The sequence below is a fragment of the Desulfovibrio piger genome, from assembly GCF_900116045.1.
GTDB classification, from domain to species: domain Bacteria; phylum Desulfobacterota; class Desulfovibrionia; order Desulfovibrionales; family Desulfovibrionaceae; genus Desulfovibrio; species Desulfovibrio piger_A.
Genome location: NZ_LT630450.1, coordinates 1,986,025 through 2,001,407 on the forward strand (window position 1 = coordinate 1,986,025; position 15,383 = coordinate 2,001,407).

Annotated in this window: 14 protein-coding genes; 7 read left to right on the forward strand and 7 right to left on the reverse strand. The window is 66.1% G+C overall.

Translation table 11 applies throughout. The annotated features are described in order from the left end of the window. Positions 1 to 5: 5 nt before the first annotated feature. Together def and fmt are read left to right on the forward strand one after the other, a co-directional pair. Positions 6 to 518, forward strand: coding sequence for a peptide deformylase (gene def / locus DESPIGER_RS08960; protein ID WP_072335783.1), 513 nt, complete (start codon positions 6 to 8; stop codon positions 516 to 518). After that, positions 497 to 1,486, forward strand: coding sequence for a methionyl-tRNA formyltransferase (fmt, locus tag DESPIGER_RS08965; protein WP_072335786.1), 990 nt, complete (start codon positions 497 to 499; stop codon positions 1,484 to 1,486). The genes def and fmt overlap by 22 nt, the downstream gene beginning before the upstream one ends. A gap of 378 nt (positions 1,487 to 1,864) precedes the next feature. On the opposite strand, the gene DESPIGER_RS08970 is transcribed toward fmt, so the two are convergent. Both DESPIGER_RS08970 and DESPIGER_RS08975 read right to left on the reverse strand, forming a co-directional pair. Beyond that, complete coding sequence (locus DESPIGER_RS08970) at positions 1,865 to 3,733, reverse strand: heavy metal translocating P-type ATPase (protein ID WP_072335789.1); 1,869 nt, start codon at positions 3,731 to 3,733, stop codon at positions 1,865 to 1,867. Positions 3,734 to 3,917: 184 nt separating this feature from the next. Further along, positions 3,918 to 4,193, reverse strand: a complete 276-nt coding sequence (locus DESPIGER_RS08975) for a metal-sensing transcriptional repressor (protein ID WP_072335792.1) — start codon at positions 4,191 to 4,193, stop codon at positions 3,918 to 3,920. Positions 4,194 to 4,787: 594 nt separating this feature from the next. Between DESPIGER_RS08975 and DESPIGER_RS08980 the strand changes: the two genes are divergently transcribed. Next, complete coding sequence (locus tag DESPIGER_RS08980; RefSeq protein ID WP_072335794.1) at positions 4,788 to 5,633, forward strand: DUF116 domain-containing protein; 846 nt, start codon at positions 4,788 to 4,790, stop codon at positions 5,631 to 5,633. 5 nt (positions 5,634 to 5,638) lie between these two features. Next, positions 5,639 to 7,156 carry a transcription antitermination factor NusB gene (locus DESPIGER_RS08985; protein ID WP_083575356.1) on the forward strand — a complete coding sequence of 506 codons (1,518 nt, stop codon included), beginning with the start codon at positions 5,639 to 5,641 and terminating at the stop codon, positions 7,154 to 7,156. A 500-nt stretch (positions 7,157 to 7,656) separates the two neighbouring features. Here the strand turns inward: DESPIGER_RS08985 and DESPIGER_RS08990 are convergent, their stop codons facing one another. Further along, a complete protein-coding gene (locus DESPIGER_RS08990; protein ID WP_072335797.1) occupies positions 7,657 to 8,670 on the reverse strand; it encodes a ParB/RepB/Spo0J family partition protein in 1,014 nt (337 codons plus the stop codon). Positions 8,671 to 8,750: 80 nt separating this feature from the next. Between DESPIGER_RS08990 and DESPIGER_RS08995 the strand changes: the two genes are divergently transcribed. Next, complete coding sequence (locus DESPIGER_RS08995) at positions 8,751 to 9,152, forward strand: hypothetical protein (RefSeq protein WP_006006916.1); 402 nt, start codon at positions 8,751 to 8,753, stop codon at positions 9,150 to 9,152. 128 nt (positions 9,153 to 9,280) lie between these two features. On the opposite strand, the gene DESPIGER_RS09000 is transcribed toward DESPIGER_RS08995, so the two are convergent. Further along, the gene (locus tag DESPIGER_RS09000) at positions 9,281 to 10,066 is read right to left on the reverse strand and encodes a ParA family protein (protein WP_072335800.1); all 786 of its coding nucleotides are present in this window, start codon (positions 10,064 to 10,066) and stop codon (positions 9,281 to 9,283) included. A gap of 277 nt (positions 10,067 to 10,343) precedes the next feature. Between DESPIGER_RS09000 and DESPIGER_RS09005 the strand changes: the two genes are divergently transcribed. Both DESPIGER_RS09005 and DESPIGER_RS09010 read left to right on the forward strand, forming a co-directional pair. Then, positions 10,344 to 10,745, forward strand: a complete 402-nt coding sequence (locus tag DESPIGER_RS09005) for a response regulator (RefSeq protein ID WP_072335802.1) — start codon at positions 10,344 to 10,346, stop codon at positions 10,743 to 10,745. A 9-nt stretch (positions 10,746 to 10,754) separates the two neighbouring features. Next, positions 10,755 to 11,570 carry a DsbA family protein gene (locus DESPIGER_RS09010; protein WP_072335805.1) on the forward strand — a complete coding sequence of 272 codons (816 nt, stop codon included), beginning with the start codon at positions 10,755 to 10,757 and terminating at the stop codon, positions 11,568 to 11,570. 648 nt (positions 11,571 to 12,218) lie between these two features. Here DESPIGER_RS09010 and DESPIGER_RS09015 read toward each other — a convergent pair. The 3 genes from DESPIGER_RS09015 to DESPIGER_RS09025 form a co-directional block, all read right to left on the reverse strand. Beyond that, positions 12,219 to 12,701, reverse strand: coding sequence for a C40 family peptidase (locus DESPIGER_RS09015; RefSeq protein WP_072335807.1), 483 nt, complete (start codon positions 12,699 to 12,701; stop codon positions 12,219 to 12,221). Positions 12,702 to 13,174: 473 nt separating this feature from the next. Further along, on the reverse strand, positions 13,175 to 14,737 hold the full coding sequence (locus tag DESPIGER_RS09020) for an ammonia-forming cytochrome c nitrite reductase subunit c552 (RefSeq protein ID WP_072335810.1): 1,563 nt from the start codon (positions 14,735 to 14,737) through the stop codon (positions 13,175 to 13,177). Further along, the gene (locus tag DESPIGER_RS09025) at positions 14,730 to 15,197 is read right to left on the reverse strand and encodes a NapC/NirT family cytochrome c (RefSeq protein WP_072335813.1); all 468 of its coding nucleotides are present in this window, start codon (positions 15,195 to 15,197) and stop codon (positions 14,730 to 14,732) included. Before DESPIGER_RS09025 ends, DESPIGER_RS09020 begins: the two co-directional genes overlap by 8 nt. Positions 15,198 to 15,383: the final 186 nt, after the last annotated feature.

Here is a 15,383-nt window from a genome sequence, read left to right on the forward strand (position 1 = left end):
ATGCCATGATTCTGGATATTGTGACCTATCCCGCTGCCAGCCTGAAGGAAAAATGCGTGCCCGTGACGGAGATCACCGACGAGATCCGCCAGCTGGCCGCCGACATGCTGGAGACCATGTACGAGGCCCCCGGCGTGGGGCTGGCCGCGCCGCAGGTGGGCCGTAATATCCGCATGCTGGTCATGGATCCCGCCGCGCAGGACGAGGAGAAGCAGCCCCGGGTCGTCATCAACCCCGAACTGACCCTGAGCGAGGAGACCGTGCTCAGCCGTCAGGAAGGCTGCCTCTCCGTGCCCCTCAACTACCGGGCCGACGTGCAGCGCGCCGAGCGCGTGCACCTGCGTTACATGGATCTGGACGGCAAGATCGTGGAAGAGGACCTGGACGGCTTTGCGGCCATCGTCATCCAGCATGAGGCCGACCATCTGGACGGCACCCTCTTCATCGACCGCATCGGCCGCCTGCGCCGTTCCCTGTACGACACCCGGGTGAAGAAATGGCTCAAGCGCAAAGGATAGTCTTCATGGGGACCCCGGACCTGGCCGCCGCCGTGCTGCGGCGGCTGGTCCGGTGGCCCGGCGGCGACGTGGTGGCCGTCTATACCCAGCCTGACCGGCCCGCCGGCCGGGGCCACAAGCTGACGCCCTCGCCGGTGAAAAAGCTGGCCCTGGAGCTGGGCCTGCCCGTGCACCAGCCCCTGAATTTCCGTCAGGAAGGCGCGGTGGACGAGCTGGCCGCCCTCAAACCCGACCTGCTGGTGGTGGCCGCCTACGGCCTCATCCTGCCGCAGGCCGTGCTGGACATCCCCACGGTGGACACCCTCAACGTCCACACCTCCCTGCTGCCGCGTTACCGCGGCGCCGCGCCCATCCAGCGCGCCGTCATGGAGAACTGGCAGCCCGGGGACGTGACGGGCGTGTCCATCATGCGCATCGTGCCTGCCCTCGACGCCGGGCCGGTCTATGCCCAGTGCGAGGTGCCCATCGGCGAGCATACGGCGGGCAGCCTGCATGACGCCCTGGCCGAAGCCGGGGGCGAGCTGCTGGTCACGGTACTGGATAAGCTCCGCGACGGCAGCGCCCAGCCCCGGGAACAGGACGAGAGCCGCGTCACCTATGCCGCCAAGCTGACCAAGGAAGACGGCTATATCGACTGGGATCGTCCGGCCGCCGAGGTCCACGCCCGCATCCGCGGCGTGACGCCCTGGCCCGGCGCGCGGCTCCAGGCCCGTTTCGACGGGCAGGACGAGCTGCTGCCCCTGCTGCTCCAGCCCGGCCGCGTGGACGAACCCTGCGACGGTGTGCGGCCCGGCAGTTTGCGCACGGACAAGAAGGGGCTGTGCGTGGCCTGTGCCGACCGCTGGTACCGCCTGCTGGTGGTGCGCCCCCAGGGCCGCAAGGACATGGAGGCCGCGGCCTTCGTCAACGGCCATCTGCGCCCGGCGCGGCATGGCGTGTGCGGCATGGCCGTGCCTTTTGCCGAGTAGATATTTTCTGTGGGGGAAGGGGCGTTTTTTGTAAAAACTGCCCCTTCCCCCACGCCCCCAACCCCGAAAAAACGTTATCCAGGTGATGCCACCCGTCCCCGCCGTTGACCGGCGGGCAGTGACAGCGCACATGGACCGAAAAGAGAGAGGAAAGGCCGCTCCTGATGGAGCGGCCTTTCTGTTTTTTCTGCGGGTGGCTGCTGTCTGCGGCAGCCACCTCTGGATTTTGGGAGTGGATCGTCAGCGGAGGATGCGGCACCCCTTGGATCATATTTCCCTGAATAAAACGCGCTGGGGAAGGGATGGGGGCAGGGGGAAGGGGAACCCCTCTCGCGTTGGCAGAGGGGTTCCCCTTCCCCCTGAAAAGCAGTGCCAGTCCTACCTTCCGGCCGTCTTGTGCCGCCAGTTCAGGAGCAGTGCTGAATTGATGATGACCAGCACCGAACCGGCATTGTGGACGAGGGCGCCCAGCACCGGCGAGAGCAGGCCGCCCATGGCCAGGAAGATGGCCGCGAAATTGAGGATCATGGAGAAGGACAGATTGAGGGTGATGGTGCGCATCATGCGCCGGGACAGGGCGAAGATGTGCGGCAGTTCCCTGATGTCGTCATGCACCAGGGCCATGTCGGCGGCATCCACGGCGATGTCGCTGCCGATGCCGCCCATGGCCACGCCCACGAAGGCCTTCTTCAGGGCGGGCGCGTCATTGATGCCGTCACCGATCATGCAGACGGGCCGCTCCTGACGCTGGCTGTCCGCGATCCATGCCAGCTTGTCGGCGGGCAGGCAGTTGGCACGCACGCCGTCCAGGGCCAGTCCCGCGCTGACGCTGCGGGCGGCGGCCTCGTTGTCGCCGGTCAGCAGCATGGTGGACACGCCCGCGTCCCGCAGTCCCTGCAGGGTGGCGGCGGCCGTGCCACGCAGGCTGTCGGCCAGGGCGATGAAACCGGCAAAGCGTCCGTCCAGGGCCACATAGACGAGGCTCTGGCCCGCATCCAGGGCGCGCTGCGCCGCGTCCCTGTCCGTGGGGGACAGGTCGATGCCGTTGTCCTGCAGCAGGGCAGGGTTGCCCGCCAGCAGCGCATGGCCGTCCACACGGGCGGAGACACCGCGCCCGGGCAGCATGCGGAAATCCTCGGCTTCGGGGATGTCCCGGGTGCCCGCGTCCCGCACGATGGCCTTGCCCAGCGGGTGTTCGGAGCGCCGCTCCGCGGCCGCGGTCAGGACATGCAGCCGCTGCGGCGCGAGTTCGGGCAGGGCGCTGTGCACATGGACCACGCCGGGGGTGCCCCGGGTCAGGGTACCGGTCTTGTCGAAGGCCACGACCCTGACGCGGGCCAGACGCTCCAGCGCGTCCCCTTCCTTGACCAGCACGCCGTGGCGGGTAGCATTGCCGATGGCAGCCATGATGGCCGTGGGCGTGGCCAGCACCAGGGCGCAGGGGCAGAAGACCACCAGGATGGTCACGGCGCGCAGCACTTCGCCTGTCACGATCCAGGTGCCCGCAGCGGCGGTCAGGGCCGTGACCACGATCCAGGTGGCCCAGCGGTCGGCCAGGCTCACGATGCGGGCCTTGCCCGCGTCGGCGGACTGCACGAGGCGGATCATGCGCTGCAGGGAGCTGTCCTCGCCCACCTTGACGGCGCGCATGTCGAAAGCCCCGAACTGGTTCACCGTGCCGCTGGACACCGCATCGCCGGGGCCCTTGTCCACGGGCAGGGACTCGCCGGTCATGACCGACTGGTCGATGGCCGTCTGGCCGCTGACGATGATGCCGTCCACGGGGATGGTCTCGCCGGGCAGCACGCGCAGCAGGTCGTCCACGCGCACTTCTTCGGCGGGGATGATGCTCTCGGCCGTGCCGTCCAGGCGCCGGGCCGTGCGCGGGGTCAGGTGCACCAGCCGCTCGATGCCCGCCCGGGCCTTGGCCACGGTGCGTTCCTCCAGCAGGGCGCCCAGCTGCATGATGAAGGCCACCTCACCGGCGGCGAAGATCTCGCCGATGATGACGGACGCCAGCAGGGCCATGGAGACCAGCACGTCGGCCTTGATGTCGAAGCGCGTGAACAGGCCTTCGGCGCCTTCCTTGATGATGGGCACGCCGCACAGCAGCACGGCCAGCCAGGCCGGGTCCACAGGACCGGGGACAACTTCCAGAAAACTCAGGATCAGGGCCACTGCCGAGATGCCCAGGGCCAGTGCCTGCCGGGGTTCTTCCCTGAGCCATTCCTTGACGTCTGCCAGCATGGGGCCTCCTTGTCTGTCCGGGGCGTCATGGGCAATCCGCGGCCGGGCAGGGGATGTGGAGCACGCAGCGGCGGACGGGGCGCGGGGACAGAGGGATGTGGAAAGGTAGTGAACTGGCCCCTAAAATACCTATAGGGGTATAGGTAGTCAAGCGGGGGCCCAAAAAAAAGCCGGGCGGGCCCGGCTAGCTGCGGCGGGAAAAATGTTCCACGGCCTTGGCAAAGGCCGCGATGGTGGCGTCGGCATCCCCGTGTTCGATGCCGTCGCGCACACAGTGCTGCAAATGGCCTTCCAGCACGATCTGGCCCACCCGGTGCAGGGCGCCCTTGACCGCGTTGATCTGGATGAGGATGTCCTCGCAGGGCACATCCTTGTCGATCATCTGGTCGATGGCCTGCAACTGGCCCATGAGCTTCCTCATCCGGCGGTGCAGGTTTTCCGCATCCATGCATTGTCGCATACGTCCTCCTTTCAGGGCAGGGGACATTATTGCGGGCCGTCTGTCAAGAGGAGGGCGGATACGGGGCCGGGGCATGCTCCGGCTCCCGACCTGTTGCGACGTTCCTGCCGTCCGCATCCCGAGGCCGCCGGCTGCGGCCATGCGTCTGGGGCGGGGAGCGTCCGGCATGGCCTCTTTTTCCCTCATGGCCGCCGCCGGGCCTGTTCCTCCCCCTCTGTGTGCGGGAACCTGAGGGGCTGCATGGACGCCTCCGGCCGGGCGTCGCTCGAAGGCACCTCCATCCCCCGGGAGCGGCCGGGGACAAGAGCCGCGCCTGCCCTGAACGGATGGCGGCAGGGACAGGCCGCGTCCATCACCGGGAGGGGCGGCAAGGGGCATCTGTTGTCCCGGCGGGCTTTGGTGTAGGATGGCAGTGCTGCGCGCCGTGAGGGCGAGCCTTTTGGGGAGGACCTGAAGGTCCCTGTCATGGCGGGCCATATGAGCGCTTTTTTTTCTTTTTTTGATGCCCGGCATGGCTGATATGCAAAAATGCCGTACAGGGCATCTGCGGGCCATTTCGACGGTATGGCCGTTTTGGGCTCGCACTGGAGTCCTATGCTGCGAAAGTCTCCCTATTCCCTGCCCGCCAGCCAGTACGGCGGCGGGCGCAAGCGCATCTTCATCGGCCTCATGCTGGCTTCCTGCTGTGTGGCCTGTCTGGCCCTGGCCTTCTTCCTCATCCTGCCCTGGTCGGACTACGGCCAGACCCTCACCTGGCTGCCGCTGCTGTGCATGCTGGTGGGCGGGGCGGGCATCCTGGCCCTGCTCTGGATGTGCGGCACGCTTGTCTGGCATGTCTACACGGGGCGCTATCTCCCCGGGGTGGGCAGCGTGCGCCATGTGACCATCCGCCTGTTCTTCCCGCTCATGGAGCTGCTGGCCAAGGTGGTGCGCATGGAGCGCAGGCGGGTGCGGCATTCCTTCATCAAGGTCAACAACGAGCTGGTGCTGGCCGACCGTCCGCGCGTGCGGCCGGAGCGCCTGCTCCTGCTGCTGCCGCACTGCATCCAGCGCAGCGCCTGCCCGCACCGGCTCAACCATAATGTGGACCTGTGCCGCCGTTGCGGGCAATGCCCCGTGGGCGGCCTGCTGCGGCTGAGGGACCGTTACGGCTTCCATCTGGCACTGGCCACCGGCGGTACCATCGCCCGTCGCATCGTGGTCCAGACGCGGCCCCGCATGATCATCGCCGTGGCCTGCGAACGCGACCTCACCTCCGGCATCCAGGACAGCTACCCCCTGCCGGTCTTCGGCATCCTCAACCAGCGCCCCTGCGGCCCCTGTCTGGACACGCTGGTGTCCCTTGCGGCCGTGGAGGGGGCCGTGCGCCTGTTCCTGGGGCTTGAGGACAGTGCTGAGACCGGAAATAATGCTAAAAATAATCATTTTATTTCAAAGTGATACTTATGATAGGAACAACAAGGAAAGCAGGCCGGGATACGGCCGCTCAGGTCTTTGCCGCGGAAGGCAGCGGCCATTTTACGGAAAGCCGCCGTCTGCGGCAGCTCCCGCCCGCGGCACCGGCCCTGGCCCTGCGGGCCCTGTGCCTGCTGGACGGCGCCTTCAGTGCGGGCTGTACCATACAGGCGGCCCTGCAGCAGGTGCTGGAGGACACGGCCCGGCGGCAGGAAGGCGGCCTTGCCGAGCGTGACCGGCATCTGGCGGCGGAGCTGGCTTACGGCACCCTGCGCATGGAGAACCGTCTGGCCTTCGTGCTGGGCAAGGTGCTGCGGCAGCCGCTCAAGCTGCCCCTGCCGTTGCGGCGTCTGCTGGCGGTGGCGGCCTATGGCCTGCTGTTTCTGGATCGTCTGCCTGCCCATGCCGTCCTGCATACGGCCGTGGATCTGGCCCGGCAGCTCTACGGGTCGGGGCTGGCCAGGGTGGTCAACGGCAGCCTGCGTTCCGTGCAGCGTCTGGGCGATGCCGTCCAGGCGCCGGATTTCTATGCCGGGCCTGCGGATGAAGAGATGTTTTTTGCCGAGGATGCGGCCGCGGCCCGCAAGCTGCGCGGCCTGCCCCTGCCGGAAGAAGAGCTGCGGCTGGCCCGCTTCCATGCCGTGCCGCGCTGGCTGGTGGTCCTGTGGCAGCAGGCCTATGGTGACGAGGCCTGCCGGGCTCTGCTGGCCCGTTCCGGGGCGCGTCCCTGGCAGGCGTTGCGCGTCAATGCCTCGCGTCCGCAGGCCGGGGCCCTGAAACAGGCCTTGCTGGCCTGTGTCCCGGCGGACGGTCCCGCGCCGCAGGCCGTGGGGCGCTGGGGCGTGGCCTTCGCGCCCGGGCAGACGCCTGCCGCCGTGCAGGGCGAGCCGCTGGCCCGGCTGCTGGAGCAGGGGGCCCTTTCGCAGCAGGCGGCGGCCTCGCAGGAAGTGATGGCCGCGCTGGGCCTGGAAGACTGGCTGGGCCGTGGCCGGCCCGTCTGGGACGCCTGCGCCGGTTATGGCGGCAAGAGCGTGCAATTGCTGGAGCAGGGCGGCGATGTGCGCCTGTGCACGGACCGCAGTTTCTCCCGTCTGCGGCAGGTGCCGGGCCATTGCCGCCGCCTGGGCCTTGTTTTGCCGCATCTGGCCCTGGCCGATGCCTCCCGGCCGCCGGTCTCCCGCTGGCAGGGCGGCATCATCGCCGATGTGCCGTGCAGCGGGCTGGGCGTGCTGGCCCGCCGTCCCGACCTGCGCCGCCGCCCCCGGACGGCCCTTGCCGGGCACGCCGAGCTGCAACGGGCCATCCTCAAGGCGCTGGCCGCGCGTCTGGAGCCCGGCGCCGAGCTGGCCTACATCACCTGCACCCTGCATCCGCTGGAGAACGAGCAGGCCGTGGACTGGCTGCTGGCGGAAGACAGCGGCCTGGAGCGCCTCGTGCAGTGGCAGACGCCCCACGACCACCCCTGGCTGGAAGGCATGTTCGCCGCGCGCCTGCGGCGGCGTGGGTAGGAGAGAAGATTCTTGAGGGGGAAGGGGGGACCCTATCTCTGCTGTTGATGCCCGTAGCTTCCTTCGTCGCAACGGGCACGGCCCCAAGGGGCCGCTATTCGGTCGCTGGCTAGCGCACAAGAGTCCCCCCATCCCCCTCCCAACGCGCTTTATCAGGGGGGATGATGGAGTCCGGTAACGCTCAGGGTATCTCCTGGCTGCCGGTCTCCGGGGGGATTCTGGATCTCCAGTGTGATTGACCTGGAAGCTACGAACAGGGGGCACGGTGTATCTTGAGCGGATACACCGTGCCCCCTGTTATTTTTGGTCATTCTGGTGGGAAGAGTTCCTGCCCATTTTTACAGGGAGGGAATCACTGTCTTTCAGACAACGGCGGGGACCCTCCGACCAGACCAGAAGAAAAGTTTTTTCAGGGATGGGGAGAGCGCGAGAGGGGAAGGGGCAGTTTTTACAAAAAACGCCCCTTCCCCTCTCGCCATTATCTTTCTTTACCTCCCGGCTTACTGCCGGGGGGTCTTGGCATCCACCGGGGCCGCGATGGCTTCCCCGGCGGGCCCGTCTTCGGGGATGCGGCAGTGCAGGCGGTCCAGCAGGGCCTCCAGCTCCTGGGGGCTGGTGTAGCGCAGGGTGATGCGGCCGCTTTCCATGTCGCCGCTGACGCGGGCCTTGCAGGACAGGGCGGCGCAAAGATGCTTTTGCAGGGCGGCGATCTGGGGCAGCTTTTTGCGCGTGCAGGGGGCGGGCCGCTGCGGGGCGGCTCCGCTGGCGGCGGTCCAGGGCAGGCGCTGTTCTTCGCGCCAGAGGGCCACGGCCTCTTCGGCCTGGCGCACGCTCAGGGACTCGCTGATGATATGGCTGCGCAGCACCTCGGCGGCGGCCAGGGCATGGTCGTCGTTGCCCAGGGCCAGCAGGCAGCGGGCATGGCCGGCGCTGAGGCGGCCGTGATGGAGGTCGTCCTGCGCGGCGGGGGAGAGCTGGAGCAGGCGCAGGGCATTGGCGATGGCCGGGCGGCTCTTGCCCAGGCGGGCGGCCAGGGCCTCCTGCGTCAGCTTGAGGGTCTCGCGCAGCTGCTGCAGGGCCCGGGCCTCTTCCAGGGGGTTGAGGTCCTCGCGCTGCAGGTTCTCGATGAGGGCGGCGGCCATGACTTCGGCATCGCTCATCTCGCGCACGTGCACGGGCACCTGCCCGAGGCCCGCCTGACGGGCGGCCCGCCAGCGGCGTTCGCCGGCCACGATCTGGTAGTGGCCGGGCCTGCCGGCCAGGGGGCGCACCAGCAGGGGCTGGATGATGCCCTGTTCACGGATGGAGGCCGCCAGTTCGGCCAGGGATTCGGCATCGAAGGTCTGGCGCGGCTGGCTGGGATTGGCATGCAGATGGGACAGGGGCAGCAGGAGGGGAGCGTGTTCCGTTCCCGTCTCTTTTTCCGGCGTATCGTTCTTTTCCTGCCGGGCGGCGCCCATGTCCGTACGGCGCAACAGGGCGTCCAGGCCGCGGCCGAGACCTTTGCTACTCATGCTCTCTCCTTGACATCATGCCGTGCTGGCGGCACTTTTTACGACAGTGATTGCCCCAAACCTTTTGACCAGAGGAAACCATGTCCAACAAGCATCTTCTGTACCTGACCGACCGTCAGGGAAATCTGGAAGGGGTGCAGCTTTCTGCCGCCCTGTGGTCGCATTGCGAGGCGGCCGTCGTCAAGGCCCTGAAGGCCATGGAGCCCCCCCTGGAACACCTGAACGACGAGCCTGTGGCGGATTTCGAGCGCCTGCTCCAGTTCTGGGATTTCCGTTATCCGTACAGCCCCGAGGTCACCTGTCCGCATTGCGGCGCCCATACCGCCGACTGGCGCAACGACCCCGCGCATCCGTTCCATCTGACCACGGCCAATCTGGGCGGCCTGCTGGTCTTCCGCTGCAAGAGCTGCCAGTCCACGGTGCGCCAGAAGCATTTCCGCGACCATATGGCTGTGGAGTGCACGCCGTACAATCCTGACTAGCTTTGCCGGCGGTGCTTTTTGTTGCCGCTGTTTTTTTGCCGGGCTGTGCCCGGCTTTTTTTATGCCCGTATACCGGTCATGACGGCGGGCCTCCCGGCTTTTCAGGAAAGACCGGCCGTCATGGCCGTCTAGCGCGGCTGCGGCATGCGGGCGGGATCGCGCAGGGCCACTTCCTTGGCAAGGTTGAGGTAGGCGTCGGCGCCCTTGGACTTGATGTCGTAGTGGATGATGGACTTGCCGTGGCTGGGCGCTTCGGAAAGGCGCACATTGCGCGGGATGACCGTCCCGAAGAGGTGATCGGGGAAGCAGCGCTGCACTTCGTCGCGCACTTCGCGGGTCAGGCGGTTGCGGGCATCGTACATGGTCAGCACCACGCCCAGCAGGTTCAGCCCGGGATTGAGCCGCTTTTTGACCAGCTCGAAGGTCTGCAGCAGTTTGACGATGCCTTCCAGGGCGAAAAATTCGCACTGCAGGGGGATGAGCAGTTCCTGCGAGGCGCAGAGGGCGTTGAGGGTCAGCAGGCCCAGGGACGGCGGGCAGTCGATGATGATGTAATCGTACTCCGCGCCCAGCGGTTCGAGGCAGTCACGCAGGTAGAACTCGCGGGCCATCTTGTCCACCAGTTCCAGTTCCACGGCCACCAGGTTGGTGCTGGCGGGCAGCACGTCAAGGAAGGGCGTGCGGGTGCTGCTGATGCTCTCGTGGATGTTCTCCGGCGTGTAGAAGGTGGAGTAGAGGTCGTGGTGCAGGTCTTCCTGGGCGATACCGATACCGCTGGTGCTGTTGGCCTGGGGGTCACAGTCCACCAGCAGCACGCGCTTTTCCATGACGGCCAGTGCGGCGGAAAGGTTGATGGCGGTTGTCGTCTTGCCGACGCCGCCTTTTTGGTTGGCTATGGAAATGATGCGCGCCATGCTGTCCTCCGGGCTGTGTTTCACGGGAAACAGGAGGAGCTGTTTCACGGGAAACAAACAAAACGTGTGGCCCCTCTGCCGGGGCCGCCATCTGCGGAACAAAATAAAGAAAAGCCCGGCAAATGGGAAGACATGAACCGTCCGTGACAAAAAAATGCCGGCATGGCCGGCAGCATGGCGGCGTCCGGCGCGCCCCGTGCCGTCCGGGGCAGGGTTCTTGCCCCGGATTCCGTTTCTGGCTAAAATCAGCGCCGCATTGCAACAAGGAGTTGGTTCCATGGCTGATACGCGCATTCTTCTGGTGGATGACGAAAAGGAAGTGACGGCCCTGCTGGCCAAGCGTCTTGTACGGCGCGGCTACCAGTGCGCCACGGCGGCGGACGGCCAGCAGGCCGTGGACGCCATGCGCGAACAGCCTTTCCCCATCGTCGTCATGGACGTGAAGATGCCCAATATGGACGGCATCGCCGCCCTGAAGGTCATCGTGGAGCAGTGGCCCACCGCCCAGGTGATCCTGCTTTCCGGCCATGCGGACATGCAGCTTGCCGTGCAGGCCATGAGCGAAGGCGCTTTCGGCTACCTGATGAAACCTGTCGATTTTGATGAACTCCTGTTCAAAATCGAAGATGCCGCCATGCAGAGCCGGCTGGAAGGGCCGGAAAGCGACATGGCGCGATAGGATCTTTGCATGAAGAAACTGTTCCGTCCTCTGGTGCTGGGCGGTGTCCTTTTGCTGGCGGCGGGCCTGGTCCCCGTCATGCCCGCGACGCCCGCCCGAGCCGCTACCGTCACCGACGCCAACCTGAAGCAGATGCTGGAGGATCTGCTGCGCGAACATCCCGAGATCGTCCTGGACGTGCTGCGCTCCCATAGCGAAGACGTGCTGGACATCGCCCAGGCGGGGGCCAATGCGCGCCGCAAGGCCGCCCTAGAAGCCCAGTGGCACAAGGAAGTGAAGAACACGCCGCAAAAGCAGATCTCGCTGGCGGGCCGCCCGGTCAAGGGCAATGCGGCGGCACCGGTGCGCATCGTGGCCTTTTCGGACTTCACCTGCCATTATTGCCAGCAGGCCACGCGCGTGCTGGACGAGGTCATGAAAAAATACGGCAAGAACGTCAGCCTGGTCTACAAGCACATGCCGCTGGACGAGCAGGGCCCGGGCATGCTGGCCGCCCGCTACTTCGTGGCCGTGGCCGCGCAGAGCGAAAGCAAGGCCTGGAAGTTCTATGACGCCATGTACGCCGACCGCGACCGGCTGCTGCTGGAAGGCCAGAAGTTCGTGGACGAGGTCTGCGACAGGCTGGGCCTGGACAAGGCTCGTCTGAAAAAGGACGCCGCCAGCGACAAGACGGCCCGGATCATCGCCCAGGATCTGGACGATGCCAAAAAGCTGAAGATCGACGGCACGCCCTGTTTCCTGGTCAACGGCCTGATGGTGCGGGGCGCCCTGTCCGAGCCTTTGTTCGAAGCGGCTGTGGACATCGCCCTGGAAGCGACACGCTAGTTCTGGTCGCGAGACTGTACGAAGACCGGTTGCGGGATGCCCCGCCGCCGGTCTTTTTTTATCCATGGCTCTAGCCGGTTGAGCGCCTGAGGCGCGGGACGGAGGGCCATCCGCTGCGGGGGGATCCCTGGGCGTCGGCCCGGGTGCCGGTGCCGGGACGTGTCCGCCCCGCAGGAAGGACAGGAGGATGGCACGCTCCCGCATGCGGCGGCCGTCTTTTGCCGGGGCGGGGCCTGGGGGAATGCGACGGCAGGAAGGTCCGCCTTGTCGCGGCCCGGGATATCGCCCTCATTGCGGCGGGCGGGCAGCGCGTGCCGCCGCGGCGCGACCGGAACGGCCGGGACAGGACAAAGGACGGGCGGCAGATGCACAGGGGCGGACAAGGCAAAGGACAGCCCGGAGGCTGCCCTTTATGTGAAGGCCGGGCGTGGCGAAACGCCCGTCAAGATCAGCTGTGCTGGAAGGGGGAAATCTCACTGCAACGCTACGTCAAAAAAACGCTGATGGCAAGATGCCGGCCCGCGTGTCCGCAGGGGGAAAACGGCGGGCCTGTGGAAAAAATGGGCCTGCCGGGCCGTTGCCCGGAAAAATGGCATGAAAAAAGCGCGGGCGACCGCGCTTTTTGGCATCCTTTCCCGCAAAAGGGGCTCAGATGACGATGCGGCGTACCGCGATGAGCCTGTCGCCCCAGTAGGGCTCCATGTTCTCCCGGCGTACGGTCTTGCCGCGGCTGGGGCTGTGGATGAAGGTATTGTTGCCCGCATAGATGCCGGTGTGCAGACCGCGGGGGCCGCTGCTGGTCCTGAAGACCATGATGTCGCCGGGCCGGGGCGCGCTCTTGGGCACGGCATACCCGGCCCGCGCCTGGTCCACGGTCACGCGCGGGACCTTGAGGCCGTTCTGGCGGTAGGCCCACCAGATGAGGCCCGAGCAGTCGAACCCGCGGGAAGGGGAGGCCCCGCCCATGCGGTATTGCTTGCCTTCCTGGCTGGAGGCCGTGCGCACGATGTTCTGGGCCCGCTGGGGATTGTTGTAGCCGGGATCGGCCGGCTGGAACATGGCACAGCCCGATGCGCTGCCCAGGATCAGGGCCAGAAAGAATATCTGAAGAAGACGGCGATAGGTTCTCATGATCCGCTCTGCCTGAAAGTTTGAAAGTCACGGCGTGGAGATGGCCGTCGGAAACACTGTTTTCCAGATGCAAAGCAAATACCGGGCCAGAAAAGCACTCTTTGGGGAAATTTTATAAATAGCAAGAAAAAACAGGTGGATGTCATTCAAAGGAACATCATGGAGTCCCGCCGAAGCAGACAAAAAACTGTCATCCTTTTCGCATGAAATGGGGCGGGCGTCAAAGTTTCCACGCCATCGGGCCGCCATATGGCTGTGGCAGGGGATAAAAAAAGGGGCCCCTTGCGGGGCCCCGATGGGGAGGATGGTCCGGCTGTGCCGGGCGTGCATGGCGGGGGCATGTGCCGCCGGATATGCCGGGGAGCGGGGCTCCCCGGCGTTCCCGGTGGCTGTCCTGTGGAGGGTGTGCCCCCATGCCGTCAGGCGGCACGGGCACGGGGCGCGCTGCGGGGCCCCGCCCGGGGCGTGCCCTGTTAGCGGGCGATCCGTTCCTGACCGTCCCACACCTGCTCGGCCTTGGGCAGCACGGGCAGGAGCCGCGTCCAGGGATGCTGCTGCAGGAAGTCGGCATCCTGCTGCAGCTTGCGGCTCATGTTCAGGATGGGCGGCACGATCTGCTTGATGTCCCCGGCCAGGGCGGGGCTGATGCTGTAGCCGGTGGCCTGTTCGGCCAGGGCCACGGCCTTGTTGCTGAACTCCACGGAGCTCATGAGGGTGTCCAGGGCCTTGGCGGGGTTATGGAAGCCCACGCTGTTCTCGGCGGACACATAGTCCCAGTAGAGCTGGCCCTTGCGGACCATCTCGCGGGCCTCGGCCATGAGGCTGTCATAGTTGGCGGCGCGCTGTTCGGCGGGCACCGCGTTGGCCAGGCGCACGGCCTCGTGGGCGCGCACGGATTCTTCCTGGGCCTTGAGCAGCTGCCTGAAGGTCTTCTCCTGGGTGTAGAGCACGCGGCCGCGCAGGTAGTCGGCGGTCTTGTCGGCATGGCACTGGCGGCAGGCGCGCAGCTCGGGATCCTTGAGGGGCGAGGTCATCCAGTGGCTGGAGACCTTCTTGCCGTCCACACGCTGGTAGGGCATGTGGCAGTCCGCGCAGGAGACGCCGGCGGCGCCGTGGGGGCCGTCGATGAAGGTCTCGTACTCGGGGTGCTGCATCTTGATCATGGGCACCTTGGAGGCCGCGTGCACCCAGTCGGTGAAGGGCGCGCTGCTGCCGTCGGCCTGCTTGGGACCGTGGCTCTTGTAGTATTCATACATGTCGCCGGGGCCGAAGCCCTTGTCCCAGGGGAAGACGGGACGGCCCGCGGGCCCGTTGTCCTTGTGGGTGAAGTAGTATTCCACATGGCACTGGGCGCAGACCAGGCTGCGCTTCTCGTTGCGGGAGAGCTTGTTCCAGTCCTTGCCGGAGCGCTTCAGCCAGTCCTTGAGCGGTTCGGAGTAGGGGCGCAGTTCCATGGTGGCCGGATCGTGGCAGTTGCTGCAGCCGATGGTCTCGTCCATCTCGCTGATGGCGTCCTTGCCGCGGAAGGTGTTCACGTCCTTGCTCCAGAAGGCGTCACCGTACTTGCCGATCCACTCCATCATCTTGGGGGTCTTGCAGTTCCAGCAGGTGGCGGGCAGGCCGCCCTTTTCCGCATAGCGGTTGATGCGGTCGATGTTGACGAAGTCCTTGACGGCGTAGGTGTGGCCGCGGGCCTCGTTGTATTCGTACATGAAGGGATAGCCCAGCCAGAGGTTCTTCAGATAGGGCTGGGCGTGCTTGTAGCCCTTGGGCAGGGGGTTCACGTCGTCGTTCTTGTGGAAGGGCACCGAACCCTTGTACTCGGTCATGACGGACGTCTCGTTGTTTTTCTGGTACGAGGCGTACTGATGCGGGAAGGCCTCCTTGTAGGCCGAGATGCGGGTCTCGCCCGCGGGCAGGCCGGTCTTGTATTCCGGGGCCTTCAGTTCGGTGTCCACGTCCTGGCAGCCGCCCAGCAGGGGCAGCGCCAGCAGGGCCGCGACCGCAAGGGTGAGGCCGAAGAGTCGATTAGTCATAAGCAACCGTCCTTGTGCTGATGGGCTTGTGGCGCATGTGGGCCATGTTGCGGTGGCAGTCCACGCAATAGGGCTTGGCGTCCATGCTGGCCACCTCGCTGTTGGTGGCAAAGTGGCAGGCCTTGCAATTTTCGTTGACCACGTCGCGGGTGCGCGCGCTGAGCGGGCGGGGGATGTCCTTGCCGGACACGTTGCCCATGAAGTCGCGCAGTCCTTCCTGTGCCTTGAACGGCAGCTTGGCCAGCAGGTTGTGCGGGGCGTGGCATTCGTTGCAGGCGAGCCTGGCATGCGTGGACAGCTTGTGCGTCACGGCGGCCTCCTGCATGATGTGGCAGCTGGCGCAGAACGGCCGCTGGTCCGTCGAGACCATGGCAAAGGCCATCACGGCCAGCAGTGCCGCGCCCGCTGCCAGACCACCCAGAAAGACTTTGAGCCAGGGTCCTGTGCGGGGTGTACCCATAAAGAGCCTCCTTCGTTGGCATCGTCCCCTGTCCCGCACCAGGGAGCAGGGGAGACGATCGTGAGCTTGACGCCGGTCCCCTCCGGCGTTTGTTCCAAAAAGAGCAAGGGCCGTGCCAGTGTGGAGCGGTGCGGGGATATTTATATTTTTCCTTTTTTACCGCTATGTTATAAAAAATCGTTATTT